27 protein-coding genes are annotated in these 26550 nt (G+C 51.9%); 13 read left to right on the top strand and 14 right to left on the bottom strand.

What is annotated here, in order from left to right; all coding sequences use genetic code 11:
* Positions 1 to 1118: 1118 nt before the first annotated feature.
* Both AWR26_RS16175 and AWR26_RS16170 read left to right on the top strand, forming a co-directional pair.
* Complete coding sequence (locus AWR26_RS16175; protein ID WP_064567361.1) at positions 1119 to 3854, top strand: two-partner secretion domain-containing protein; 2736 nt, start codon at positions 1119 to 1121, stop codon at positions 3852 to 3854.
* 103 nt (positions 3855 to 3957) lie between these two features.
* Positions 3958 to 4713, top strand: a complete 756-nt coding sequence (locus AWR26_RS16170) for an SDR family NAD(P)-dependent oxidoreductase (RefSeq protein WP_064567359.1) — start codon at positions 3958 to 3960, stop codon at positions 4711 to 4713.
* Positions 4714 to 5476: 763 nt separating this feature from the next.
* On the opposite strand, the gene AWR26_RS16165 is transcribed toward AWR26_RS16170, so the two are convergent.
* Positions 5477 to 6061 (bottom strand): helix-turn-helix transcriptional regulator, encoded by a 585-nt coding sequence (locus AWR26_RS16165; protein WP_064567357.1) that lies wholly within the window; start codon positions 6059 to 6061, stop codon positions 5477 to 5479.
* Between the two features lie 415 nt (positions 6062 to 6476).
* On the opposite strand from AWR26_RS16165, the gene AWR26_RS16160 reads away from it, so the two are divergent.
* Positions 6477 to 7859 carry a diguanylate cyclase gene (locus tag AWR26_RS16160; RefSeq protein WP_064567355.1) on the top strand — a complete coding sequence of 461 codons (1383 nt, stop codon included), beginning with the start codon at positions 6477 to 6479 and terminating at the stop codon, positions 7857 to 7859.
* Position 7860: 1 nt separating this feature from the next.
* Here the strand turns inward: AWR26_RS16160 and AWR26_RS16155 are convergent, their stop codons facing one another.
* Entirely contained in the window at positions 7861 to 8754 is an 894-nt protein-coding gene (locus AWR26_RS16155; protein WP_244256197.1) for an AraC family transcriptional regulator, read from the bottom strand.
* Positions 8755 to 8916: 162 nt separating this feature from the next.
* Between AWR26_RS16155 and AWR26_RS16150 the strand changes: the two genes are divergently transcribed.
* From AWR26_RS16150 to AWR26_RS16140, 3 genes are all read left to right on the top strand, one after another.
* Positions 8917 to 9633: an SDR family oxidoreductase gene (locus AWR26_RS16150; protein ID WP_064567353.1), complete on the top strand. Its 717-nt coding sequence runs from the start codon at positions 8917 to 8919 to the stop codon at positions 9631 to 9633.
* Between the two features lie 10 nt (positions 9634 to 9643).
* On the top strand, positions 9644 to 10480 hold the full coding sequence (locus AWR26_RS16145; protein WP_064567351.1) for an SDR family oxidoreductase: 837 nt from the start codon (positions 9644 to 9646) through the stop codon (positions 10478 to 10480).
* A 92-nt stretch (positions 10481 to 10572) separates the two neighbouring features.
* Entirely contained in the window at positions 10573 to 11295 is a 723-nt protein-coding gene (locus tag AWR26_RS16140; RefSeq protein ID WP_064567345.1) for a YnfC family lipoprotein, read from the top strand.
* A gap of 36 nt (positions 11296 to 11331) precedes the next feature.
* Here AWR26_RS16140 and AWR26_RS16135 read toward each other — a convergent pair whose 3' ends face one another.
* Together AWR26_RS16135 and AWR26_RS16130 are read right to left on the bottom strand one after the other, a co-directional pair.
* Positions 11332 to 12114 carry an SDR family NAD(P)-dependent oxidoreductase gene (locus tag AWR26_RS16135; protein WP_064567342.1) on the bottom strand — a complete coding sequence of 261 codons (783 nt, stop codon included), beginning with the start codon at positions 12112 to 12114 and terminating at the stop codon, positions 11332 to 11334.
* A 126-nt stretch (positions 12115 to 12240) separates the two neighbouring features.
* A complete protein-coding gene (locus tag AWR26_RS16130) occupies positions 12241 to 12690 on the bottom strand; it encodes a winged helix-turn-helix transcriptional regulator (RefSeq protein WP_064567339.1) in 450 nt (149 codons plus the stop codon).
* 154 nt (positions 12691 to 12844) lie between these two features.
* Between AWR26_RS16130 and agp the strand changes: the two genes are divergently transcribed.
* On the top strand, positions 12845 to 14083 hold the full coding sequence (gene agp, locus AWR26_RS16125) for a bifunctional glucose-1-phosphatase/inositol phosphatase (RefSeq protein ID WP_064567337.1): 1239 nt from the start codon (positions 12845 to 12847) through the stop codon (positions 14081 to 14083).
* Between the two features lie 34 nt (positions 14084 to 14117).
* Here the strand turns inward: agp and AWR26_RS16120 are convergent, their stop codons facing one another.
* Both AWR26_RS16120 and wrbA read right to left on the bottom strand, forming a co-directional pair.
* Positions 14118 to 14345 carry a YccJ family protein gene (locus AWR26_RS16120; RefSeq protein WP_007374322.1) on the bottom strand — a complete coding sequence of 76 codons (228 nt, stop codon included), beginning with the start codon at positions 14343 to 14345 and terminating at the stop codon, positions 14118 to 14120.
* 20 nt (positions 14346 to 14365) lie between these two features.
* On the bottom strand, positions 14366 to 14962 hold the full coding sequence (gene wrbA / locus AWR26_RS16115) for an NAD(P)H:quinone oxidoreductase (protein WP_064567335.1): 597 nt from the start codon (positions 14960 to 14962) through the stop codon (positions 14366 to 14368).
* A gap of 394 nt (positions 14963 to 15356) precedes the next feature.
* On the opposite strand from wrbA, the gene AWR26_RS16110 reads away from it, so the two are divergent.
* Entirely contained in the window at positions 15357 to 15530 is a 174-nt protein-coding gene (locus AWR26_RS16110; RefSeq protein ID WP_071532050.1) for a con-10 family general stress protein, read from the top strand.
* A 129-nt stretch (positions 15531 to 15659) separates the two neighbouring features.
* Positions 15660 to 16583, top strand: a complete 924-nt coding sequence (locus AWR26_RS16105; protein ID WP_064567333.1) for a DMT family transporter — start codon at positions 15660 to 15662, stop codon at positions 16581 to 16583.
* Here the strand turns inward: AWR26_RS16105 and rutF are convergent.
* From rutF to rutA, 6 genes are read right to left on the bottom strand one after another with little or no spacing between them, the layout of a single operon-like run.
* Entirely contained in the window at positions 16564 to 17061 is a 498-nt protein-coding gene (rutF, locus tag AWR26_RS16100) for an NADH-dependent FMN reductase RutF (protein WP_064567331.1), read from the bottom strand. The two genes, AWR26_RS16105 and rutF, sit on opposite strands and share 20 nt — an antisense overlap.
* Before the next feature lie 10 nt (positions 17062 to 17071).
* Positions 17072 to 17662 carry a malonic semialdehyde reductase gene (locus AWR26_RS16095; protein WP_064567329.1) on the bottom strand — a complete coding sequence of 197 codons (591 nt, stop codon included), beginning with the start codon at positions 17660 to 17662 and terminating at the stop codon, positions 17072 to 17074.
* Positions 17659 to 18471: a pyrimidine utilization protein D gene (gene rutD / locus AWR26_RS16090; protein ID WP_064567327.1), complete on the bottom strand. Its 813-nt coding sequence runs from the start codon at positions 18469 to 18471 to the stop codon at positions 17659 to 17661. The genes AWR26_RS16095 and rutD overlap by 4 nt, the downstream gene beginning before the upstream one ends.
* A 7-nt stretch (positions 18472 to 18478) precedes the next feature.
* On the bottom strand, positions 18479 to 18865 hold the full coding sequence (gene rutC, locus AWR26_RS16085; protein ID WP_007374329.1) for a pyrimidine utilization protein C: 387 nt from the start codon (positions 18863 to 18865) through the stop codon (positions 18479 to 18481).
* 11 nt (positions 18866 to 18876) lie between these two features.
* Positions 18877 to 19569, bottom strand: coding sequence for a pyrimidine utilization protein B (gene rutB, locus AWR26_RS16080; RefSeq protein WP_064567326.1), 693 nt, complete (start codon positions 19567 to 19569; stop codon positions 18877 to 18879).
* Positions 19569 to 20660: a pyrimidine utilization protein A gene (rutA, locus tag AWR26_RS16075; RefSeq protein WP_007374331.1), complete on the bottom strand. Its 1092-nt coding sequence runs from the start codon at positions 20658 to 20660 to the stop codon at positions 19569 to 19571. Before rutA ends, rutB begins: the two co-directional genes overlap by 1 nt.
* Positions 20661 to 20939: 279 nt before the next feature.
* Here rutA and rutR point away from each other — a divergent pair, with 279 nt between their 5' ends.
* Positions 20940 to 21578 carry an HTH-type transcriptional regulator RutR gene (rutR, locus tag AWR26_RS16070; RefSeq protein WP_043953952.1) on the top strand — a complete coding sequence of 213 codons (639 nt, stop codon included), beginning with the start codon at positions 20940 to 20942 and terminating at the stop codon, positions 21576 to 21578.
* Here the strand turns inward: rutR and AWR26_RS16065 are convergent.
* Together AWR26_RS16065 and AWR26_RS16060 are read right to left on the bottom strand one after the other, a co-directional pair.
* Positions 21575 to 21970, bottom strand: coding sequence for a lysozyme inhibitor LprI family protein (locus AWR26_RS16065; RefSeq protein ID WP_064567324.1), 396 nt, complete (start codon positions 21968 to 21970; stop codon positions 21575 to 21577). The two genes, rutR and AWR26_RS16065, sit on opposite strands and share 4 nt — an antisense overlap.
* A 40-nt stretch (positions 21971 to 22010) precedes the next feature.
* Positions 22011 to 22589 carry a nucleotidyltransferase family protein gene (locus AWR26_RS16060; RefSeq protein ID WP_064567320.1) on the bottom strand — a complete coding sequence of 193 codons (579 nt, stop codon included), beginning with the start codon at positions 22587 to 22589 and terminating at the stop codon, positions 22011 to 22013.
* Between the two features lie 387 nt (positions 22590 to 22976).
* Between AWR26_RS16060 and AWR26_RS16055 the strand changes: the two genes are divergently transcribed.
* The 3 genes from AWR26_RS16055 (at position 22977) to AWR26_RS16045 (ending at position 26549) form a co-directional block, all read left to right on the top strand.
* A complete protein-coding gene (locus AWR26_RS16055; RefSeq protein ID WP_007374335.1) occupies positions 22977 to 23960 on the top strand; it encodes an autoinducer 2 ABC transporter substrate-binding protein in 984 nt (327 codons plus the stop codon).
* A 107-nt stretch (positions 23961 to 24067) separates the two neighbouring features.
* A complete protein-coding gene (locus AWR26_RS16050; protein WP_064567314.1) occupies positions 24068 to 25567 on the top strand; it encodes a sugar ABC transporter ATP-binding protein in 1500 nt (499 codons plus the stop codon).
* On the top strand, positions 25560 to 26549 hold the full coding sequence (locus tag AWR26_RS16045) for an ABC transporter permease (RefSeq protein WP_007374337.1): 990 nt from the start codon (positions 25560 to 25562) through the stop codon (positions 26547 to 26549). Before AWR26_RS16050 ends, AWR26_RS16045 begins: the two co-directional genes overlap by 8 nt.
* Position 26550 lies beyond the last annotated feature (1 nt).

The raw sequence follows: 26550 nt of genomic DNA, 5'->3' as shown, positions 1-26550 counted from the left end.
CGAACTCTATATTCTCGGAGAATACACGTGGTGCGCATTTAAAAAGCATCACTCTTAATTAGAATTGATGCTGATCTTACCGTTCAAAAGGAGGTGTTTATTAACGTCACTCGATTTTGTGAAGCCATTATTATTCGATAAATTTTTATTAGGAAGAGAAAAGTTTTTAGAAAGTGCTAAAATAATCATTGTTAATTATTTGTTAAATTTAAAATATGTATTTTCCCTGTTTTTTCAAAGCGAAAGGAGTTGTTGTTAACATTTAAGTATCACAACTAAATCTTATATAAGTTGAGAGTTCATATTTAGTGATGAGGTATAAGATTAGACCAGTGAGCAAGCTGCCTAAGAGGGGGGTAAATAATTCATGCATGATTATATTTTTTATAAATGCTATTTGCAGACGGATGCTTTTATGTAAATAAATGGCACGATGGGAAGTCAAAAGTGAGAGGGATAATTATGGGGAGTCGTATTCTATTATAAAATAAATCTTACGACTGCAGAGTAAAAAGTATCATTGCTACCCTCAATCATTGACGAAGATGGTTTTGTTTAGTATATGGAAGAAAATATAATCGATAGCGATCAGGCAAGTTAATTAGCGTAAATAAGATCTTAACCTACCGATCCTCGCTGCCAGGGATAATATCGTGCTGATTAAATGCGGTAATTACTGGTGCAGAGGAGAGGGCAATGTAATGATGTTGAAGGCATGTTTAAGACTAGTTCACTTGTCTTTATTCTTCCTGAGCGAATAATGAATATATTCAGACATGCTTCCGGTTTATCACGTATCCGGTTCTTTCTGAGTGAAATAAAAGATAAAACTATTTATTGCTGATATGGCTTCACGCTCAATGTTGCACTTTAAAGTATGTATGAAGGTTTATACAGTGGCGCTAAAAAAGATCGCTTCTTTTATAGCGAACGGAACCACTGTCTACGCCTGGCATAGTAACGTCATCTTTGCCAGACGAGATAATTTGATTACCGAAAAATAAAAACAGATTTATTGCCGATTAGCAGTAAATGACAGGTGCAATACATGTGCTAATAGTTAGTGATTACACATATATATTTTTTATGACTCAATGTTAAATATTATCGGATGAATAATGGGAATTAACAAAAATAAACGTGGAATGGTTAAATTGACCCCGCTCGCCGTGTCTGTCTTTCTGGCACTGCCTGTTCTCGCGCAGGCCGCATCTGTCAGTATCCCCGGCGGTAAAATAGTCAATGTAAACGGTGTTCCGGTTATAAATATCAATACTGCCAATAGCAATGGTATCTCCCATAATATTTATGATCAGCTTAATGTGGATAAAGAAGGGCTGATATTTAATAACAGTGCCAAAGATGTTGAAACGACTTTGGCCGGGCGTATTGCAGGCAACGCCAATCTGGCTGCGGGTTCGGCAAAAATTATTCTGAATGAAGTGACGTCAAACAACAAAAGTGTTATTGACGGAAAAATGGAAGTGGCGGGCGATAAAGCGCACCTGATCATCGCCAACCCGAATGGCATTACGGTTAATAATAGTGGTTTTATCAACACGGAAAAAACCACTCTGACAACCGGCAGGGCTGACATTAAGCAAGGTGAGCTGAAAGGGTATTCCGTTGCGGGTGGCACCCTGGGTGTAAAAGAGATCACCAGCGACTCGCCAACTGAGATTCTGGCGCGTTCAGTTGTGGTTAACGGCGAGATCCGTGCCGATCAACTTACCGTTATTGCTGGTAATAACTACGTGAACACGAAAGCACAGGCGATCGGAACGGTAACCGGCAGCGGCGCGAAAAATGCCTATGGCATCGATATTACTGAAGTTGGCGGAATGTACGCTAATCGAATAACGCTGGTCAGTACTGAAAGTGGGGTTGGTGTACGTAATTCAGGCATTGTCGCGGGTGGAGCCCAGGGAGTGGCGATCGACAACTATGGTCGCCTGGTGAATATTGACGCAGCAATCACTTCCGAAGGGAATCTTTCTGTCAGGACGAACGGTTCGCTGAACAACGAGTCAGGGACGTTACGCGGTATCGGGAAAATCTCGATCGACACGATTACCCATTCGATTAATAACAGCAAAGCAGGGAATATTAGCTCATTGTCGGACATTGATATTAGCAGCGGTGAATTCAATAACAGCAATGGCAAAATCATGTCCAATGGTCAACTGGTCATAAATACCCATAATAGAATATTGACCAATTCGGGAACCGCAAATGAAAGTGTTATCCACGGGGGAACTGTGATGCTCAAAACGGCTACCCTGAATAACAGCAAAGGCCGAATCACGGGTAACTCGATAGTCGTTGAATCCACTGTTGTTAATAATGCCAGCGGTGCTATTGATGCAATCAATGATGTGCAATTGATCAGTGCCGGGAATATTGATAACAGCCGTGGTTTGATTCATTCCCGTCAGGGTCAGATTGAAATTGCTGCACAGAAGGCGTTCTCGAACCGTGACACTCTTTCGACGGACGTTAATAACTCCGCCGCAATGGGCGTACAGGCTGATGCTGGCGACATAAAAATCATAGCCAGCTCGGTCAATAATATGCGAGGAGCTCTCAATTCAACAGGGAGTGTTATTGTTGAAAGCAATAGTGAACTGGTGAATGTTTACGGCAATATTTCTGCAATGGGCAACGTCATTCTCTCCAGTGCCGCTGCGATAGATAACTACAGTGGCCGTATTCACAGTGATAGCACCGTTTTTGTTGATGCTGCGTCTTTAGCTAATAGCTCCTGGAAAGGTATGCTTGTCGGGAAAAAAGGCGTAAATATTGAACTTAGCGGCATGCTGGATAACTCAACCGGCCTTATCGTCTCTGCTGAAGGGGATGTCGCGGTGAAGGTGAAAGCGCTGGACAATATGGGTGGAATTCTGTCAGGAAATAACGTAGATATAACCTCCGCATCTAATGTATATAACGTGGCAGGATTGATTAACGCCAATAAAAAACTCAGCATCAATGCGCTTTCTGAAATCGATAACCGATACGGGGATGATTTCACTAACGGTTTTGGTAGTAATATAAATGCAGGTTCGCTTACAGGCGGAATATATGGCCGTGATGGTATCAGTATCACTGCCAGAAATGTCAAAAACAACTATAGCAGCATCATTGCCGAAAAGGGGCCATTATCATTGAATGTTAATGACCGCATCATTAACGATCGTGGTTATATGGCAAGCCTTGCTGATATGTCGATTATGACGAAGAGCTTAAAAAATAATAATGGCATCATTGCGGCAATAGGGAATCTGTCGATCGATGTAGACACTTTGTCAAATACAGGTTCGGGTTCGCTCAGTAATAATAGCGCTGCGGGTATTATTTCGTCAGCTCAGAAAATGGATTTACTGATCAAAGGCAATTTTACCAATAGCGGCTGGATCAGCGCAAAAGGTGATGCCGTTATTAGCGTGGCGGGTAAATTGACGAACAATAAATCCATTTCCGCTGATAAGGCATTAACTATCAGGGCCATTGATGGTTTCACTAACAACATGGATATCATTGCTGCATCTGATTTAATTATCGACACCAATGGTAGCCTGACGAATGCGGTTGCGGGTAAGATCTCGGGTAAGGTAACAAACATCAACGTTGCTACTGATATCAACAATAAAGGTAATGTGCTTGCCAGCGATGAGTTAATTCTCAATGCCGGCGGCACTATCACCAACACAAGCAAAATGGTCACCGAAGGGTATGCATCAATTACGGCTCAAACTGTAAATAATAGCGGTAACAAAGCATCTCTTGGTGGTAGTAAAGGGCTGGTGCTGGAGGCTGACAAAGTCATCGGCGCAGGTACCCTCGTAGGGTTGTAAGTAATATCAACTCACATCGCCAGCGGAATCTGGCGATGTGAGTATCAGAAATCTGTTTCTTAAATATTAATCTTTCGTAGCCACTCTAAGGATGGAGCAAGTTATGTACAAATATAGCGATCTGAAAAATAAAACCGTATTAGTTTCCGGGGCAAATGGCGATACTGGTCGCGCAATCTGCCAGCAATATCTGGAGCAGCATGCAGTGGTTTATGCACTGCATGAAACCTGTGCCGAACAACTGCACGCGCTGAAAGCAGAACATCCCGAGGGGCAGAACCTGCATATTGTTCACTGCAATCTTGCGGATCCTGAGGCGGTGGTGGCAATCGGTGCCCGTTTGACCAGTGAAGCCGGGAAAGTGGATGTACTGGTAAACAATGCCAACGTGGTTAACGATAATCTCTTTGCATCTATGAGTTTTGATGACTTCAGCTCAACAATCGACGGTAATATGTTTAATACCTTCAGATTGACAAAAGAGATGCTGAGGCTGCTCAGAAGTGCTGAGAATGCGTCGGTTATTAATGTGGCGTCAATTACCGCCATTATTCCAGCGGTGGGACAGATTAACTACAGCGCTTCCAACGCCGCTCTGCTGGCCTTCACGCGTACGCTGGCGGCAGAACTCGCGCCGCAGGGCATTCGGGTAAATGCTGTTGCGCCTGGCATGATTGAGTCATCGAGCGGGAAAGAGCTCCCTCGCTCCCTGGTCCGTGAGATGACGGACTCGATTCCCTTACAGCGCATGGGTCGCAGCACAGAAGTCGCCAATACTATCGTTTACTTAAGCTCATCAGCTTCCAGCTATATTGTTGGTCAAACGATTGTCATCGATGGTGGTATGGTGATGCGTTAATTAATCTCGCGATCCAGTTTCCGCATTTCTATTGGCACGGAGACAAATAGTTATCAAAAAATAACGTTTATAATGAGATGGTTTATAGCCAGTATCGTTTGTTCCTTTTCTCAGGAGCGTGAGGAGTCTTGCCGGAAACTGTTTTTTAATCTGTGTACATATAGATGCACGTCTAAAATATTGGCCAGCAAATATAAATAACAAAGATAAGATGCCCAGACATTCTGTTTAGCCGCGTCTGAGAATTTCACCCTGACAGGGGGAACTCAGCAAGCAAACATTCGTGATCGTTGGGCATTTTATCCTCAGCTATTGCAATCATATCGGGTAAACCCACTCATACCTCTGTTCGAAAACCCTTCTCAAAATAGTTCGTAAACGGCCAGCAGGCCTTAGCGCACCATGTCGTTTAGTATGACAGCCTTCATTTAGCGCTGAATTCTGCAATGCCACTCTGTGATATTTCCGGAGCGTGGCGTCCTTTATCAGGATAAACATTGCCTGACATACTGCTATTAACCCGCAGGACACTTTCCTGAACGCACCAATCGCAACCAATTACTATCGGTAATATACCTCATGGTGGTTGTATAGCTCATGGTAGAAAGGCGTAAGCAGCCGCGTGGCTGCATCTGGTTGGTATATTATGGTAGCGATGGCTTCAGATTTGATGCGTGGCCAGAAGATGGTACAGAGAGGCGAGTACTGGTAAATATCCGCCTGGAGCCATAAGGGGCTACAGGCGGAGTGACTTTTTAGGTGATTACATCATTGCCATGCTGGTGGCTGAGGGAGCGAAGAAGGCGCTGGATTCAGCAAGCAGACTCTCTCTTATTAGCAGCAAATCGCTAATTTTTTTGCCCCCTAGTTTTTTACAGGCTTTATTACGATAGGCATAGACTTTTTTAGGCGGTATATTCAGTGTATTGGCGATAAGATCAATGTTTTTACCTTTCAGTGACTCATTGATAATAATATATTCGATATCGCTCAGGTGATTGTCTTTCGGTGTTGGATTTTTTTGTTTTTTGATGATTCGCTGCAGTGCCTGGCTAAATTCAGTAAGAGATACTCTTGATTTCAATACCTCATCGGCTTCATCAATAACAATATTACGCGCGCTGCGCATAATTACTAAAAGCTTACAGGTTTTATTGAGCGTTGATATAGCCCATGCACAGGAGTTGCTTTTTATATCAAGGTGAAGGATAACAATATCGTCGAAAGATAAATTATTAATCAATGCCGCATTAAGTTTATGTTCGATTATTTCGATATTTAATGTGTTGGCAAAAGACATGATGCCATGTTGAAGATAAGCATCTTCACTGATGGAGTATATTTTCATATTTTGGAATACCGAAAAGAATTGTCGGGAAATAAAATTTATATCCTGCAATTCTAATTATGTTTTTTTATTTCGGATAATTAAATAATCTTAAATCAACCTTAACTCGTTTCTGCGGTAAATAAGAATCTGCACAATGATGTGCATCATCAGACAGACTATACTTCCTGTGACGTGTTACTTGCGTCGGTACTGACAGGTAATAAATGGTATTTTTGGTTTATTGACTGCCTGTGGTTGGTGTTTTATGCCTTAATTGATCGCATTTGTGGTTTTTAAGTCTTAATCACGAAGGTGAAAGGAACCATAACCGCAAGCAAAGTTTTCCAGCGATGATTATGTGCAGATAACGACGACAACTGCGCGCTGACGGTAACGGGCAAGAGCAGCATCTACTACCGTAAGGATTTGAATGATGGAGACTTACCTTAAGAACATGAAGGCTGAGTGGGTCAATTTACTCGAGAGAACAGATGAACGCATTCGCCTTATCGCCGCTGAAGTTGGGAAGAATCATGCACGACAGCTGAGCCAGGAATTCTACACCGTTGTACTAACCGATTCGCAAGCGGCGGAATTTTTGTCTAATGAGCAGGTAGAAAGACAGCTTAAAGCTGCGCTTGCCCGTTGGATTGAAGAAGTACTTGCATGCCAGGTAGGTGACGTAGAGCGGTTGATCGAAGTGCAACAAACAATTGCTGCGGTTCATGCGCGCATTGGCATTTCCGTCGAGCTGGTAGAGATGGGGTTTCGGGTGCTTAAGAAGCTCCTTTACCCGGTGATTAATTCTGACGATTATGCACCGGCAGAAAAACTGCAAGTCTACCATTTCACAATAAATAGTATCGATCTGGCGATGGAAGTGATGTCACGCGCCTTCTCGTTCACTGAGCATAATGCGTCAAAAGAGGATGAAAACTACCGTATCTTCTCTTTGCTGGAAAATGCTGAAGAAGAGAAAGAGCGACAAATTGCCTCGTTATTAGCGTGGGAAATCGATCTGGTCTACCGAATTGTCCTTGATGCCGATTTAGGGAATAGCCTGTCCCTGAGCCAGGCGGATTTTGGTTTATGGTTTAACCATAAAGGGCGCCATTATTTCAGTGGTATTGCCGAGGCCGGTCATATTTCCCGGTTAATTCAGGATATAGACGAAGTCTTCCGTAATACTCGTGAAACGTCCAAAGCCTTAAGTAACCGCAGCCTGCGCACCAAATTCCTTATTCAGCTTAGAAAAAATGTGTCGCAAATCAGTACATTGCTGCGTGAACTTTTTGAGGAAGTCTCCCGTCATGAAGTGGGGATGGATGTACTAACACGCCTGCTCAATCGTCGTTTTTTACCGACTATTTTCAAACGTGAAATCGCCCAGGCAAAACGGGCCTCCACTTTCTTGTCGGTGCTGGTTATTGATGTGGATAAATTTAAGCAAATTAACGATACCTGGGGACACCATACCGGGGACGAAATTTTGCGCAAAGTGTCAGCGGCCTTTTATGACAATGTGCGCAGCAATGATTATGTATTTCGCTATGGCGGGGACGAATTCGTGATCGTCTTAACTGAGGCTTCCGAATTTGATACGACACGTATTGCTGAACGCATCCGTTCACGCGTCGAAAAAACCGTGATCAAATCGCCCGATGGCCAGACGATTCCGCTTTCGCTCTCCATCGGAGCGGCAATGTTTAGCGGTCATCCGGACTACGAACGGTTAATTCAGGCGGCGGATGAGGCGCTCTATATTGCCAAGAAACGTGGGCGCAACTGCGTTGAGTTGTGGAAACCCTCATCATGACTTATATCGGTGGAAACAGTGAAAATGCCGCTTTCATCTCTTTCGCCTCTTCGCCGGGGCTGCGGCCAAACAGACGGCGGAATTCACGATTAAACTGCGAGGGGCTTTCATAACCAACGCGGAATGCTGCGCCTGCGGCGGTCAGATTATCGCGGATCATCATCAGCCGTGCCTGGTTAAGCCGAACCGATTTGATGTATTGCAGCGGTGAAGTCCCGGTCACGGCTTTAAAGTGTTTATGGAAGGCTGGCACGCTTAAACCGATATCGTTTGCAAGCCGGGTGACATGCAGCGGTTGCGGAAACTCTGTGTGGATGCGCTGCAGGACGCGAGAGATGGCGGCGAACTGTCCCTGGCTGGCCAGCGCGGCCCGGATCGCGCCGCCTCGCGCGCCCATCAAAACCCGGTAATACAGTTCGCGAACGATCTGCGGGCCAAGGATTTTAGCCTCCTGCGGCGATGCCAGCGCGCGCAGCAACCGAAGCGTGGTATCCGCCAATTCGGGTTCCAGCGGCGTAGAAATGATCCCTTCCGGCGCGGTGGCGGCAGATATGGCTGACTGCTCCAGTTCACTCATTAACTCCAGCAAAACCGTCATCTCCAGCCGTACGGCAATAGCCAGCAGCGGTTCTTCTGCGCTGGCCTCTGTTTCGGTAGAAAAAGGCAGCGGCACCGAAAGCACCAGGTAATGTTGCTTATCGTAGTGGTAGACCCGGTCGGCCAGATAACCGCGTTTATGGCCCTGGCAGACAATCACTATGCCCGGCTCATAGACCACCGGCGTGCGGCCCAACGGGCGATCCGAGCGCATGAAGCGTACCGTTTCCAGCCGCGAACAGGTGTAACCCTCGTTGGGCGCCAGGCTGCGGAGCAGCGACACCATTTCAGTGTGCATTGCTTCTCTCCTCATCATAATTAAGCAACCATTCTGCCGTTTTTCGCCCGTTACGTGAACAGGGTGAAGAGGAACAGGCAATCATCGGAGAATAATAGGCCTGTTTTGCCTCTTCCTCGCCGCCTACTCTGTTGCTGGTGACACAACACAGGAGATCACCTTATGACGAAGCGCAAAATTATCCTGCTGACCGGAGCCAGTAGCGGTATTGGTGAAGCCACCGTGCGGCGGCTGGTGCAGGAAGGGCATCATTTGATTATCGGTGCCCGGCGGCTGGCAAAGCTACAGCGTCTGCAGGAGGAGCTGGGCAATATCGACGCGTTGCAGGTAGATGTGACAGAGGCTGGCGACCTGCAACAGATGGCGGATTTTGCCCTGTCGAACTACGGACGAATCGATGTGCTGATCAATAACGCCGGCGTTATGCCACTCTCGCCGCTGGCAGCGCGGAAACTGGATGAGTGGCGACAAACCCTCGATGTCAATGTGCACGGCGTCCTCAACGGTATTGCTGCGGTGCTGCCGGTTATGGAACAACAGGGCGGCGGGCAGATCATTAATGTGGCGTCAATTGGCGCACATACCGTTTTCCCCTCATCAGCGGTCTATTGCGCCAGTAAATTCGCCGTTCGCGCCATCTCTGACGGATTGCGCCAGGAGACGGAAACGATCCGCGTTACCGTCATCAGTCCCGGCGTGGTGGAATCGGAACTGGCCGATCACATCACGGATGACGACACAAAAACGGCGATGCAGGAATTTCGCCGCATTGCGCTGCCCGCAGATGCCATTGCCAAAGCGATTGCGTGGGCTATCGCACAGCCGGATGGCGTCGATGTCAGCGAAATGATTGTTCGCCCAACACAAAGCCCATATTGAGGAGGCGCAGATGGATAAAAAAGTCTGGTTTATCACTGGCGCAGCGCGAGGCGTGGGATTATCGCTGGCGCGCCAGTTGCTGGCACGGGGAGAATCCGTCGCCGCCACATCGCGTACGCTGCAAAACCTGCAACATGTGCCAGAGGCGCAGAGCGAGTGCTTTTTGCCGCTGGAGGTCGATTTGCGATCGGAAGCCAGCGTACAGTCGGCAATCGGGAAAACGATTGACCGGTTCGGCCGTATCGATGTGGTGGTCAATAATGCGGGTTACGGGCAGTATGGCGCGCTGGAAACACTGAGTGATGCCGAGCTGCGCGATAACTTTGACATTAATGTTTTCGCGCCGCTGCATGTCATTCGCCATGTCTTACCCCATTTACGTGAGCAGCAACGCGGGCATATTTTCAACATTGCTTCGATCGTCGGTTTTCAGGGCGGCTATGCGGGGTGGGGCAGCTACGTTGCCAGCAAATTTGCCCTGGCTGGCTTAACGGAGGCGCTGGCCGCCGAAGTGGCCGAATTAGGGATCACGGCGACGGTTGTCTACCCTGGTCCGGTTCGCACCGGGTTTCTCTCCGATGCGAGCCTGAAGGCGGCTTCACACACGCCGCCAGCCTATCGCGCTGCGCAGGCTTCGCTGGATTTGCACCTCAACGAGCTTGATGGCAAACAGGCCGGCGATCCGGAAAAGCTGGCGCTGTTGATGATCCAGGCCGCAAGCGTCAGCGCGCCGCCGCTGCATCTTTTCTCCGGTAAGATTGCCCATCAGCTGGCGCAGGAGAAAATCAGCGCGGTCAGCCAGGATCTTGCTCGCTGGAAAGGCGCTGGCGAAGCAACGGATTATTAGAAAACGCAGCAAGCGCAGCGCGGGTTGCCGCTGTGCTTGCTAAGCGACTGATATTTGATAACCTCGACGCTTTACGTCACAGGATGGCGAAAGTGAAAATCTCTCCTTATTTGCTGGCTGGCGCGCTCGGTCTGGCCGCGACGGCCGCCAGCGCACAGCAAGCCTACAACCCGGTTCTTTTAAACCTCTCAACGCTGATGGATTTCAACCCCGTGGTTGGTCACGTTAAGTCGCTGAATACTTCAGCGGTCAATGATAAAGGTGAAGCCGTGTATCAACTCAGCATGACGCTCTCCGCTGATGGCTGCGTTCAAACGCTGAACAGCACCGATAAAGTAAATCGTATGCAGACGGTGTTAGTGAAAGAGGGAAACACGCTGAAAGGCACCCAGAACGGGAAACCCCTGTCATTCACCCTCGACAGCAAATGCAATCTGCTGAGCCGCGATGACAGTGCAGGCCATCTGGATTTCGTCACCAATGCGCAAGGCCAACTGAAGTCTGTCATGCTGGGGGAGCAGAAGATTGTGGATCATTTTTATGATGCGGAAGGGAATTTAATCAAAGCGGAATTTTATGCCTCGGGTATGCTTGCCAGTTCAAATAGCGTGGCCTACCCGGATAGCGCTAATAAGCCGGTCGATTACACACTGGTGAATCAATCGGCTTACCAGCCCGGTTTTCGCGCAACAAATGCTTGCCAGTATGATAAGCAGCATGTTCCTACGCTGTGCCATGTCACGGTTACGCCCGAGAAAGGGCAACCGGCGCCGATGCCGAATATGACCGTCACCACGCAGGCAAGCTTTTACTAAACCTTGATGGGAGCCGTTAGTGGCTCCCGGATAACATTACAGCGTATAACGGGAAGCCGGTTTGCCATTGCGTGAGGCGCTATACAGAGCCAGCCGGGCTTCATCAAAATTGTGCCACAGCTGCAAATCTTCCACCGGCGGTACGGTCACTAACTCCCCTTGATCAAACCCCGTCAGGGCGGCATCCACCAGGTTTTCGGTGGTCATCACGGAACCTTCCGGCAGCATATCCAGTGTAACGCCGGAATGGCCCCAAATTTCCGTGGCTGTTGCCGCAGGCAATACGGCCTGAATACGCACATGGCTGTCAGCAAACTCTTCCTGCAAACCACGGGTGAAATTGAGCACCCAGGCTTTGGTGGCGCTGTACAAGGCGCTGTCTGCACGAGCGTGAAAAGCAAGGACTGAAGCGATATTGATAATGGCACCACGATCATTTTCGACAAAGCGCGGCAGTGCCGCCAGCGTCAGGCGCATCAGCGCGGTGGTATTCAGCGTATGAATGGCTTCATGCTCTTCAGCGCTTGAAGAGAGAAACGACGCCATGTTCGCGGCACCGGCATTGTTGACCAGAAAATCGATGTCTGCGTTCTCGCGCAGCACGGTTTCCACGCGTGCAATATCTGCTGACTGGCTAAGGTCGGCTATCAGTGTCTCTACTTGTACGCCATAACGCTGATGAAGATCGGCCGCCAGCGCCGACAAACGATCGGCCCGGCGCGCAACCAGCAACAGGTTGTAGCCACGGGTAGCGAGACGGTCGGCATAGATTGCGCCGATCCCTGAAGAGGCGCCGGTAATCAGAGCAGTGGTTGTCATTTTCAATTCCTCGAAGGTAAATGGTTTTATCATGCAACCACTACAGCATCGACTAAATGGTTTTATTATGCAACCAAATTAGATGGCAAAAGATGCGGTTTTATTTTCAGGGAAAGAAAACGTGGATTATTTGCTGTTGGCGACGCGCAATACCACCTCTTCCGGTTGCAGTTCGCGGCCATCTTCCGCCTGCAACATCAGTTTGCGCAATGGACGACGTGAAGCCTCATCAACCAGCACGCTGGCGGGTTCCCCGCGGGTAAACAACCACTCATTACCCCATTGCGACAGGGCGACCAGCACGGTTTGCAGGGCGCGACCTTTTTCGGTCAGCACATACTCTTGCCAGGCGCTGCCATCAGATGCCGGTTGGGTCTGTAATATTCCTTCTTCTACCAGCAGCTTAAGCCGCGCGGTGAGCATATTTTTGGCGATCCCGAGGCTTTTTTGAAACTCACCAAAACGCGAAACGCCGGCCAGCGCATCGCGCACAATCAGCAGTGACCACCAGTCACCGATAATGTTCAGCGAACGGGCAACGGGGCAAAAGGTCTCTTCAATACGGGTACGTTTCATGGGGATCCTCCGGTTAATGGTTTTATTATAAAACCAGAAGGGCGGTGAAAACATCGCTTTTTGCGCCAGTGCACACTCCGGACAACCGTACCCGGCGAAGCGTCATAAATGTGTCACAATCTTGCTTTCAGGCCGTGAAAAATGAGGGAAAAGAATGAAAAAACTGATCAGGGTAAGCGCTATTACCATTGCCATGTCCGCACCGGTTGCGTTGGCGCAGGAGATACCACAAGGGTATCAATTACAACAGGTTTTGATCATGAGCCGCCACAACCTGCGTGCGCCGCTAGCCAATAACGGCAGCATACTGGAACAATCGACGCCGAACCGCTGGCCGCAGTGGGACGTACCAGGCGGCGAGTTGACGACCAAAGGCGGCGTACTGGAAGTGTACATGGGCCATTTTATGCGCGAATGGCTGGTCAAAGAGCAGTTGTTGAAAGCGGGAGAGTGTCCATCCGCGAACAGTGTCTACGTCTGGGCCAACAGCCTGCAACGCACGGTTGCCACGGCGCAGTTCTTCACCAACGGCGCATTTCCTGGCTGTGATGTTCCGGTTCATCATCAGGAAAAAATGGGCACCATGGATCCCACTTTTAATCCGGTGATCACCGAGGATTCGGCTGAATTCAGTCAGCAGGCGGTCAACGCGATGGAAGCGCAACGACAGAAGTTTGCGCTGAATGAGAGTTACCAGTTGCTGGAAAAAATCACGCACTATCGCGCATCTCCGGCCTGTAAAGAGAAACAGCAGTGCTCACTCACCGATGCGAAAGATACCTTTAGCGCAAAATATCAGCAGGAACCGGGCGTGTCCGGGCCGCTGAAAGTCGGTAATTCGCTGGTGGATGCCTTTACGCTGCAATATTACGAAGGTTTCCCGCTCGATCAGGTCGCGTGGGGAGAGATTAAAAGCGACGCGCAGTGGCGCCTATTGTCGAAGCTGAAAAACAGTTATCAGGACACGCTGTTCACCTCGCCGGAAGTGGCGCGCAACGTAGCGAAACCTCTGGTGAAATACCTCGACAAAACGCTGGTGGAAGAGGCAAGTAGCGCGCCGAAAATCACCGTCCTGGTCGGGCATGATTCCAACATTGCCTCCCTGCTGACCGCGCTCAATTTCGCGCCTTACCAGTTGCATAACCAGTACGAGCGTACGCCTATTGGCGGCAAAATTGTGTTCCAGCGCTGGCACGACACGGCGGGGAAACGCGATGTCATGAAAATTGAATACGTTTATCAGAGTACGGAACAACTGCGAAACGCCGAGCCGTTATCGCTGGCTTCCCCGGCGCAGCGCGTTACCCTGGCGCTAAAAGGCTGCCCGGTAGACAGCAATGGTTTCTGCCCGGTGGATAAATTTAATGCGCTGATGCGCGATGCTGCGAAATAAAAAAAAGCCCCCGCGAAGGCGGGGGCGCGAGTGGTTACACATTTTTCCGTTCTATCGTCTGTTCACCCCAGAAGAGTTCATCTTTGTCGGTTTTATCAAAGGCGCGAAGTAACACGTCGTCGCTGCCTTCTTCCCAGATTTTCTCTGCCAGTACTTCGTCGTAATCGGCGACTTCAAAGATAGCCTCGGCGATCTCCGGCGAGGTATTGCGTAAACTGGCCCATTCACCGACGCGATGGGCTTTCGCTTCTTGAGTTGGCATCTGTTTCCTCCTGATGAAGGTTAGCCGTTCAGTTTTACTGCCAGGCCAGCAACATATTCGCCCTGGTAACGGGCAATTGACAGTTCTTCGCTGCTGGGCTGACGTGAACCATCACCACCGGCAATAGTGGTTGCGCCATAAGGCGTACCGCCGCGAACCTGCGAGACATCAAACAACTCTTGTGCGGCATAGCCAATCGGCACGATGACCATTCCATGATGTGCAAGCGTAGTCCATGTAGAGGAAATTGTGTGCTCCTGGCCGCCACCCGTACCGGTGGAACTAAAGACGCTGGCCAGTTTGCCGTACAGTGCGCCGGATGCCCATAAACCGCCAGTCTGGTCGAGGAATGTACGCATTTGCCCGGACATATTGCCGAAACGGGTTGGCGTACCGAAAATAATCGCGTCGTAGTCGGCCAGCTCTTGCGGCGTGGCGACGGGGGCATTTTGCGTTTTACCGCCAGATTTTAAGAACAGATCGCCAGGCATGGTTTCAGGAACACGTTTGATGACCACCTCTGCGCCATTCACTTTCTGCGCGCCTTCCGCGACTGCATGCGCCATCGTTTCAATGTGTCCATACATGGAATAATAAAGCACCAACACTTTAGCCATTTGCATCACTCCTGATTAGCTGATTTCGGCAGCACATCGCTGCGTCCTTCTTAAGCGTATGACGTGATCGCCAGAGTGCAAGTAAGAGAGCCATTTCTATGATAAATAACAAATTAAGCCCAATCCGGCTGTCGTTTACAATCTGACACATATTTGCGGCAGCGTTATTTTGGAGCGTTAAGAGAGGCTTATCGGTTTCGCTTAGGGAATATCGGGTTTCGGGCCGGGAAGCTGTTGCAGAATATTACCATTCACTGGATGAATGATTGTGTTCCACTAAGCTTAGTTCCACACGGCGTAGATAAAGGCCCGGCCTTCACGTCGTGAGGTGAAAGAATCCTCTTTTACTGAATGCAGTATGATGTCTAACATTTCACTTATCTGGAGGTCAGACATGGCAAACCATCGTGGTGGAGCAGGTAACTTCGCTGAAGACCGTGAAAGAGCATCAGCAGCAGGCCGCAAAGGTGGGCAGCAAAGTGGGGGTAATTTCAAAAACGATCCCCAACGCGCATCTGAAGCCGGTAAAAAAGGGGGCAAAAATAGTCACGGTAGCCGGGAAAGCTAACGTCCGATACTGACAACCTGCTGGGTTGTCGTCCATGCCCGCCGCCGGGGAAACCCGGCGGTTTTTTTTGCGCTTGCGCAACCCGTCGCGCCAACGCAAACTACAGGTTTTTCCTCAGGTCGGTGTGTTATGTCCCTCTCTCGTTACGCCTTTTCCGTCAAACCCCAGGAAGCGTTACTGATCCTCATCACCCTGTTCTGGGGCGGAACATTTCTTGCGGTGCAGTATGCCGTGACAATGAGTGGTCCGTTTTTCTTTGTTGGCTTGCGTTTTGCCACCGCTGGTCTGGCCGTGGCGCTCCTCTCGCTGCGAGTCTTAAACGGCATCAGCTGGCTGGAAATAAAAGCCGGTGGGGTGATCGGTATCGCCATCGCCCTTGGCTACAGCCTGCAAACCTGGGGGCTGCAATTTATTCCCAGCAGTAAATCGGCATTTATCACCGCCATGTATGTTCCGCTGGTGCCGCTGTTGCAGTGGTTGTGCCTGGGCCGGATGCCGGGGTTGATGCCGTGCATTGGGATCGCGCTGGCGTTTAGCGGGCTGTTACTGCTGGCCGGGCCGGAAGGCAATATGCTGGCGCTGGGGAAAGGGGAGATCATTACGCTTGCCAGCGCAGTGGCGATTGCCGCCGAGATCATTCTGATCAGCGCATGGGCCGGGAAAGTTGATGTCCGGCGGGTGACGGTGGTGCAGCTACTGACGGCTTCGCTGGTCTCCTTTGCCGCCATGATTCCTTCTGGCGAATCGGTACCGACGCTGTCGCCGGGGTTGCTGCTGGTCGCATTGGGGCTGGGGATCTTCAGCGCAATTATTCAGGTGGTCATGAACTGGGCGCAGCGCAGCGTATCGCCCACACGCGCGACGGTGATTTACACTGGCGAGCCGGTGTGGGCAGGCGTATTTGGCCGTCTGGCCGGTGAGCGTTTGCCGCTACTGGCGCTGTTCGGCGGGGCATTAATTGTACTGGGCGTGCTGGTCAGCGAACTGAAGCTGAAAAAGAAAAAAGCGCCGTTGCCAGCGCCTGAAAACAGCGTTAAACAGTCGGAAGGTTAGCAGGCAGGGCGTGATAGCGCCGGTCAAACCACACCAGCCCCTCCGGGGTTGGATGGCGGGCAATATCAACGATCTGGCAAAACAGAATATCGTGCGTACCGACGCTCACGACCTGGCTGATATAGCAGTCAAACGAGGCCAGCGCACCGGCCAGACGCGGGCAACCGGTTTCGCCTTGCTGCCAGCGTGCCGCGGCAAAGCGTTCATCCATCGGCGTTTTGCCGCCAAACAGATTCGATAAAGCTTCCTGTCCCGCCGCCAGCGTATTCACACACAGCGCCTGATTATTGCTGAATACCGGCCAGACGGACGCCGAACGGTTAAGGCATACCAGCAGCGTCGGTGGTGAATCGGTCACACTGCACACGGCGCTGGCAGTGAAACCGGCACGGCCCGCCGGGCCATCGGTAGTGATAATGTTGACCGCCGCGCCGACACAGGCCATCGCGTCGCGAAATGTAGTGTTGTCGATACTCATAACCTAAACCTCATGCAAACTGACAGACATCAGCAAAGGGCAAGCGCGGCAGGCGATCGTAGAGTTTGCCGGGATCGCCGTAACCAATATTGACCAGTAAATTGCTGCGCCAGGTGCTGTCGGCAAAAAATGCGCTATCGACAACGGCGCGATCGAAACCGGACATCGGGCCGGTATCCAGCCCCAGCGCCCGACAGGCAAAAATCAGGTAAGCCGCCTGCATGGAACTGTTGCGAAATGCCGTCTCCTCCGCCAGTTGCGGGCTGGAGGTGAACCAGCTCCGCGCATCGCCATGGGGAAACAGCACCGGCAATTGTTCATAAAATTCACTGTCCCAGGCAACGATGGCCGTTACTGGCGCACTGAGCGTTTTTGCCAGATTGCCGCTGGAGAGCGCCGGACGCAGCTTCTCTTTGCCTTCCGGCGTGCGGATAAACACCAATCGCGCCGGGCTACAGTTGGCCGAGGTCGGCCCCATTTTCAGCAGATCGTAAACCTGTTGCAGCGTCTCATCGCTAACCGGCCGTTCCAGCCAGCCATTGTGGGTGCGCGCCTGGTTGAACAGGGTATCCAGCGCCGCAGGGTTAACGGCTTCGCTCATAAATTCTCCTTCTGAGCCAGAGTCAGAACGGGCAGCATGCTGTGCAGCCCGTCGAGTAAAAGGGTATTAAAGTCTTCGCTTTCGGTGACATTGCAGGCATGCGCACCGCGTTCCATCACCTGTAACCGGCTTCCGGGGATCGCTGCTTGCAGGTCGGCGGAGCAGGTCCAGGGCACCAGCAGATCGTCCCGCGCGCAAATGATGTTTGTCGGGCAGCGAATCTCTTGCGCACGGCGGCTGAAGTCGGCATTTTTTAGCGCCGCCAGGCGACGCAACAGATTCTCCGTGCCCTGGAAATGCGCCAGCGCCAACGCTTCCTCTGCTTCCATCCGGGGCGCATGAGCGGCCATCCAGTCCGCCGGGTAAAGGAACAGCGGTTGCGCCTGAACCCAGGCTTCCGCGCCGCCCGCCGCCAGCAACCGCTCACGCACGCGGAAACAGCGAAGCGTATGGTCGTTCAGCCGGAGCCAGCCATTCACCAGCACCAGTCCGCTTACCGCCTGCGGGTAATCCAGCGCCAGTTGCAGGCCAATCAGCGCGCCCAGCGCGTGGCCGATAAGGCAAAACCGGGTGATGCCTTCCGCCTGCAGCGCCTGGTACAGCTCCGCTGCCATAGCCTGCATGCTATAACCATCCGGCAGCGTGGCCGGGTTATTGCCGGTTCCACGCTGGTCGTAGCGCACCACCTGGTAATGCGCTTCCAGCGTCGCGAGTTGCGCCAGCCAGTAGCTGCCAGCACCGCCCAACCCGGCGCTCAACACCACCATGGGCGCGCCTGCGTACGGTGCATCGCTCAGGGTTAGCTTCATGGCATCCTCACTGACCGATGTGCGCAACGGTGGCGATCTCCACCAGTGCATCGGGTTTCACCAGGCCGCATTGAATGCAGAAACGCGCCGGTTTATCGCCGGGGAAAAACTCGGCGTACACTTCGTTAATCGCGGCGTAATTTTTCCAGTCGGTGATAAAGATGCTGTTGAATGTCACATCCTCCATCGTGCCACCTGCGGTCTCGATCACGCGTTTGATCGTTTCCAGCACGTGGCGCGTTTGCGCCTTTGGGTCGCCAACAAACACCACGTTATTGTCGGCATCAAACGGCAGCGTGCCGGAGACATAAACCACGCCGTCAGCCAGCGTGCCCGGAACAAACGGGGCGATAGGGGTGGTGGTGCCCGGCGGAATAATGACCTGTTTTGGCATGATGAGTCTCCTTACGCAATATTGACCAGTTTTTGAGGTGCCAGGGCGGAGCAGAAAGTCTGCACATCGCTCACCCAGCCGAAGAAGGTTTCGATGTTGAACAGCGCAGCTTGCTGAGCAAATTCGGGGCCAGCCTGATGGGTGGCGTCTTCCAGTACGATGCCGAAATATTCGAGAAAAAAGCCGTCACGCAGCGTGGATTCAACGCAGACGTTAGTGGCAATACCGGTAAACACCAGATGGCGGATGCCGCGGCTGCGCAGGAGGCTGTCCAGCGGCGTATTAAAGAAGCCGCTGTAACGCGGTTTCGGCAGTACGATATCGCCAGCTTGCGGTTTCAGTTCCTCCACCAGTTCATAATCCCAGCCACCTTTTGCCAGCAATTTACCCTGCAATTCCGGGCGCTTGCGCATGGTCTTCAGCGCGTTGGATTTGTGGTAGTTCGGCGAACCGGGGCCACCGGCTTCCACGTACTGATCATCCCAGCCGTTCTGAAACCAGATAATCAGCATCCCGGCTTTGCGGGCGGCGGCAACGGCAATATTGATATTCTCAATCACCGGCCTGGTGGCCGAGACATCAAACCCGGCCAAATCCAGGTAGCCGCCGGGGCTGGCATAGGCATTTTGCATATCCACTACGATCAGGGCGCTGCGCTCAGGAGAAAAATCGACCGATTCCGGGCGGGCGTTGAGGGTAATCATCAGGCAACCTCGCGTGTTGGGGCTGGAATATGGCTACGGCACTGCATCAGCGGCTGAATACGCTCGCCGAACATTTCAACGCCCTGTAAAAAATCATCAAAGGTAAGCAATACGCCGTCGGTGCCGGGGACGCTGGCAACCTCATCGAGTAAGCGCGCTACCGTGGCATACGAACCCACCAGCGTGCCCATATTGATATTCACCGCCGATGTCGGATCGGCCATCTGACGCACATTCGTGTCGGCGCCGGAACGGGTATCTTTCTGGCTCTGTTCGGTCAGCCATGCCAGCGCTTCATCGTCAGCGCCTGCTTTGTAGTGCTCCCATTTGGCCCGCGCCGCCTCGTCGGTTTCATCGGCAATAATCATAAACAGCACATAAGAACCGACATCGCGCCCGGTGGCGCTGGCCGCTTCCTGCATACGTTTGGCCGTCGGCGCAAACGCGGTTGGGGTGTTAACACCTTTGCCGAAGCAGAAGTTGTAATCAGCGTATTGCGCGGAAAATGCCATTCCCGCATCGCTTTGCCCGGCGCAGATCACCTTCATCGGGCCGGTGGGTTGTGGGCTGACGCGGCAATCATTCATGGTGAAAAATTCGCCTTTGAAATCGCTTTTGCCGGTTCCCCACAGATCGCGCAATACCTGCACGTATTCCGTCAGATAGTCATAGCGACGCGAGAAGTAGTCGTCGCCGGGCCACAGGCCCATCTGCTCATACTCCGGCTTCTGCCAGCCGGTCACCAGGTTTACGCCAAAACGTCCGCCGGAGATGGAATCAATGGTCGATGCCATCCGCGCGACAATGGCAGGCGGCAGCGTCAGGGTAGCGGCAGTGGCGTAAATCTGAATACGCGAAGTGACTGCCGCAAGCCCGGCCATCAGCGTGAAGGATTCGAGGTTGTGATCCCAGAATTCGGTTTTGCCGCCAAAACCGCGCAGCTTGATCATCGAGAGCGCGAAATCGAAGTGGTAATGCTCCGCTTTCTGCACAATCGCTTTATTCAGTTCAAAGGTCGGCTTGTACTGTGGCGCATGGGTAGAAATCAGCCAGCCGTTGTTGCCAATCGGAACGAAAACACCAATTTTCATTACCTACCTCGCTTTGTCAGGTGAATGTCTGGCGTGGCGTTGCATCCTGCATTTTTCTTTCAGCCGCGCAATCAAGGGTTTGCAAAGCGGATGCCAACAATGAAAAGATCATTGTTATTAAGGTGTTAACTGAAAGTTGATGAAATGAGCCATAAAAAAGTGGACTAAATGGTCAAAAACGGTGCACAAAAAACAGGCACTCATGTTCAATCAGAGTGCACAGGGTCGAGTCGCCGTGCGCCTTTTGTTATGCTGCTGCCAACCAAAAGGAGAGAGAAAATGGCACAGGGTACGGTGAAGCGGGCCGGTAAACGTACGCAGGCGGTTAATGAGAAGCGACAGGCGATTTTGACGGCGGCGCTGGAGATCTTTTCCCGCGTGGGTTTCCACGGCGCGCGGCTGGAGCAGGTCGCCGATAGCGCGGGTGTGTCGAAAACCAATTTGCTCTATTACTACCCGTCGAAAGAGGCGCTCTATATTGCTGTGCTGCGGCAGATCCTTGATATCTGGCTGGCGCCGCTGAAAGCCTTTCGCGCAGATTTCACGCCGCTGGTGGCGATTAAGGAGTACATCCGCCTGAAACTGGAGGTGTCACGCGATTATCCCCAGGCATCAAAACTTTTCTGCCAGGAGATGTTGCAGGGTGCGCCGTTGCTGAAAGCGGAGCTGACAGGGGATTTAAAAACGTTGGTGGAGGAGAAGTCGGCCATCATTGCTGGCTGGATCGCCAGCGGTAAACTGGCGGCGGTCGATCCGCATCACCTGATCTTTATGATTTGGGCCTCAACCCAGCACTACGCCGATTTCGCCATCCAGGTGGAAGCTGTCACCGGCGCGACGTTACAGGATGAGGCCTTCTTTCAGCGCACGGTCGATAATGTGCAGCGCATGATCATTGAAGGCATTCGCGTCCGTTAATGGCCGGGCGGCAGCGGGCAACTGACATCGCCTTCGCCGCACTGTAGCAGCGAGGCCAGCCAGGCTTCACGCTCGTTGGTTTTATCCGTCAGGCACTGGTTTTCCACCATCGGCTGCACGCTTCCGCCGTCGACGCCGGAACTGACAAAGGCACAATCGCTGTCGCGCAGCGTTATCCAGGTTTGCTGCGCTTTTTTCAGCAGTGATGCCTGCGCGGGAGCGGCGCGCCTAATGGCGCTCTGATAAGTCTGGTTCAACTTTTTATCCGCCGCCTGATATTGTGCGGCAGTACAGCTATTCAGCTCAGCCTGTGTCGAGGCGTTTTCGCACTCGTCCGCGAGCAGTGGGCTGCTCATTAACAGCGCAGTCAGCGCCAGCATGCAACGTTTCATCCTGTTCCCTTCCGTACAAGGCTTTGATTCAGCCGTTTTATTAGCATAGCCCCGGAGGAATGTCATCTGCAGCGATAAGCGCAAGATGCGGGTAACGCGCCAGCCAGCGCTTTTCTTCCACTCGCCGGCGAAACTGCGAATATTTATGCCCTGTAAAGTGCGGCGTCGGTCGCAGGCGCAAGCCAAACAGATCGTCCAGGCCAAAAGGGGCAATAATCTCAATACGCGCCTTATCGACCAGCCGCACCGCCACAGCGGTGGCGGTTTCCGGCCAGTGCCGCAGCGCCGCAAGTAGTGAAGAATAGGGCTCATCGCCGTTGCGCAGATGCATGCGCGCCTGGTTTTTTACCGACCATGTAACCTCTGGCGCGCACTCGCGCAGGCGGTTTTCCATCTCGATATCCGCTTCGATCGCCATCTCATGTGGATTAAGCCAAATGACATCTACATCGCCAGCCGGTGGCTGCGGCGCGCTATGGTGCAGATGATCCCATACGGCATCGCGTACAAAACCGGCGCCAATCCAGCTTTCAGGGCACAAGGTGTGAACGATATGGAGTATGTTTTTGCGCCGGGGATCGGTGAGTAATAGCGTTTCCAGTGCGCTGGCATAACGCATGTGTGGCTCCTGCAAAAAGAGAGTGAGGTATCGAAAAGGGAAAAGACAGTATGCCGATGTTGCGTTTTACCTTACTCGTTTCAGTTCTCAAATTTGCAAACTTTTCCTGCCGTTAAAACCATCCATTCAGCGCATAAATGCTCTGAATTATTGATAAATGATAACAATATGTTAATAAAATGTTTTATTTAATGTTATTTTTAACATATGTGATCTGATATAAGAAAAGTATATGGTGTATTTTTACTTAAATTTAACCATAATTTTTCATAAAATTAACATTTTTGGGCATAAATCACATTTTGAATTTTTACATTATTTTGCCTCTTCCCTTCGTTGTTAATCTCCCGTTCGCGACTTTCCTCTGTCCTCAAGAAAGGTACAACTATGAAATTCAAACTCGCATTACTCAGCGCAGCGCTTATTTCTGCCTGCATGGTGTCGGGCCAGTCCGTTGCAGCAGAAAAGTATGAGATCGCGGTGGTTGCAAAAGTGACCGGTATTCCGTGGTTTAACCGTATGGAGACCGGCGTTAACGAAGCAGCGAAGAAACTGGACGTTAACGCTTACCAGACCGGGCCTTCGACCCCGGATCCGGCGCAGCAAGTGAAGGTGATTGAAGATCTGATCGCGAAAAACGTTAATGCCATCATCGTGGTGCCGAACGATGCGAAAGTGCTGGAGCCGGTGCTGAAAAAAGCTCGCGACAAAGGCATTGTGGTGCTGACGCATGAATCCCCGGATCAGCAGATTGGCCAGTGGGATATCGAAACCATCGACAGCGAAAAATACGCGCAGGCCAACGTTGATGAGTTAGCGAAAGATATGGGCGGTAAAGGCGGTTATGCGATCTACGTCGGTTCACTGACTGTACCGTTGCACAACGCCTGGGCTGATTACGCCATTAAATATCAAAAAGAAAAATACCCGGATATGTTTGAAGTCACCTCGCGTCTGCCGGTGGCGGAAAGTATCGACAAATCCTACGCCACCACCCTCGATTTAATGAAAACCTACCCGCAATTGAAAGGGGTGATCGGTTTTGGTTCGCTGGGGCCGATTGGCGCAGGGCAGGCAGTACAGAAAAAACGTGCGAAAGACAAACTGGCGGTTGTCGGGATTGCGATGCCGGGCCAGGCCGCGCCGTATCTGATGCGTGGCGATATCAAAAAAGCGCTGCTGTGGGACCCGCGTGATGCAGGCTTTGCGCTGGTCACCGTCGCTGACCAGTTGTTGCAGGGCAAGGAAGTCACTCCCGATCTGACCATCGACGGGCTGGGCAAAGCCGACGTTGATATGGACAAGAAAGTCATCCGCTTTAACAAAATCCTCGAAGTTACTAAAGATAACGCGCAATCACTCGGCTTCTGATTTTTTCAGGCCACACCAGGGAACCGGAGACCGGCCGCAAGGCCGGGCTCTTTTTGCAGCACAGATAACCATCGCGTCCCGTACGGGCGCTGGCAGGGGTATTGTCAATGACAGACACCACCGCATTTATCACTCTTGAGAATATCAGCAAACAATTTCCGGGCGTGCGGGCGCTGGACAATGTGAACCTGACGCTGGAAAAAGGCGAAGTTCACTGTCTGGCCGGGCAAAACGGCTGCGGTAAAAGCACCATCATCAAAGTGATCTCCGGGGTTTATCAGCCGGAAAAAGGTGCCAGCATTGCCCTGGACGGTAAACTTTTTCACCATCTGACGCCGCAGCTTTCAGCGCATTACGGCATTCAGGTCATTTATCAGGACCTCTCGTTATTCCCCAATTTTAGCGTGGCGGAAAATATCGCCATCCACCGTTATCTGCCCGGCGGCGATATCTGGGTGCGGCGCAGCGCGATGCGTGCGCAGGCGCTGGCCGCAATGGCGCGCATTGGCGTGCGCCTCGATCCGGATAAAAAAGTCGAGAAACTCTCCATCGCCGATCGCCAGTTGGTCGCCATTTGCCGGGCGATAGCTGCCGATGCCCGGCTGGTGATCATGGATGAACCGACCGCCTCGCTGACCCGCCAGGAAGTGAACGGGCTGCTGCGTGTGGTGAACGAACTGAAAGCCGCAGGGATCTGCGTGGTATTCGTCAGCCACCGTCTGGATGAGGTGATGGAAGTGGCCGACCGTATTAGCGTGATGCGTGACGGCAAGCTGATTGGAACATGGCCCGCAAACGAACTGGACAGCCACGAGCTGGCGTATCTGATGACCGGGCAGCGTTTTCACTACAGCCCGCTACCGGAAAAACCGCCGCAGGATCAGACGCCGATGCTGGAGCTGCGCCATCTGAGCCGCAAAGGCAAATATCGCGATATCAATCTGGCGCTGCGCAGCGGCGAGATCGTCTCCATTGTCGGTTTGTTAGGAGCAGGGCGCACCGAACTGTGCATGAGCCTGTTTGGCATGACGCACCCGGAAGATGGCGAAATCCGCATTAACGGTAAGCCGGTGAAACTGCGCAACAACCATGACGCCATTCGTCACGGTATTGGCTACGTTTCGGAAGACCGCCTGACGCAGGGGTTGATCATGGAGCAGTCCATTTACGACAACACCATCGTCACCGTTTTCGACAAACTGCATACGCGCGGCGGCCTGCTCGATCACGCCAAAGCCGGGCAACTGGTCGCGGAGCTGATCCGCAATCTGAATATCAAAGTCTCCGATGCGCAATTGCCGGTAAAAACGCTCTCCGGCGGCAACGCGCAGCGTATTGCCATCGCCAAATGGGTGGCGACCCAGCCGCGCATTCTGATCCTCGATTCGCCCACCGTCGGAGTGGATATCGCCAACAAAGAGGGGATCTACCAGATTGCCCGCCAACTGGCGGAACAGGGGATGGCGGTACTGATGATTTGTGACGAAATCCCGGAAGCGTATTACAACAGCCATCGCGTGCTGGTCATGCGCCGGGGTGAACTGGTGGCGGAATTCAATCCGCATCGCTGCACGGAGCAGGAGATTGCAGAGGTGGTCAATGCGTAACGCATCCCTTTCCCGCCTTGTCGGGCAACATGAATTCTGGCTTGGCCTGCTGGTGATTGCGCTGGCTGTAGGGCTGAGTGTGCGTACCGATGAATTTTTATCGCTGGGTAACCTGACGGATGTGGCGACCAGCTACGCCATTCTCGGTATCCTGGCCTGTGGCTTATTTGTGGTGCTGATCTCCGGCGGGATCGATATCTCGTTTCCGGCGATGACAGCAATTGCGCAATATGCGATGGCCAGTTGGGTGATCGCCCACGGCGGTAACTTCGCGCTGGCGCTGGCATTAGCCATGGCCGTCGGGCTATTGCTCGGTTTAGTGAACGGCTTCCTGGTTTACTGGCTGCGCGTCCCGGCGATCATCATCACTATCGCCACGCTGAACGTCTATTACGGGCTGCTGGTTTACGCCACCAAAGGCACCTGGCTGTATGGCTTCCCGGACTGGTTTATGAACGGCATTAACTGGTTCTCTTTCACTGCGGCGGATGGCTATGACTATGGCCTGACGTTGCCGCTGCTGTGCCTGGGGCTGGTGATCATTGTCACCGCCGTGCTGATGAATTACACCCGGCTGGGCCGCCAGATTTATGCAATGGGCGGCAACCGCGATGCGGCGTCGCGCCTCGGCCTTAATCTGCTGAAACTGCACTTTTATGTCTACGGCTATATGGGCATTCTGGCCGGTGTGGCCGCAGTAGTACAGGCGCAGATCACCCAGTCCGTTGCCCCGAACTCATTGATCGGTTTTGAGTTGACGGTGCTGGCGGCGGTAGTGCTTGGCGGCACCAGTATGTCCGGCGGCCGCGGTACGCTCACCGGCACGCTACTGGGGGTGGTTCTGCTGGCCTTCCTGCAAAATGGTTTAACGCTGCTCGGCGTCTCCTCCTACTGGCACATGGTCTTTAGCGGCGCGATTATTCTCGTCAGCATCAGCGCGACCGCGTGGAATGAAAAACGCAAACTCGCAAGGGAGCTTTAAG

The organism is Kosakonia oryzae (genome assembly GCF_001658025.2).
Classification (GTDB): Bacteria; Pseudomonadota; Gammaproteobacteria; order Enterobacterales; family Enterobacteriaceae; genus Kosakonia; species Kosakonia oryzae.
Note: the sequence above shows the minus strand (reverse complement) of the source record. Positions and strands in the feature narration are given on the sequence as shown.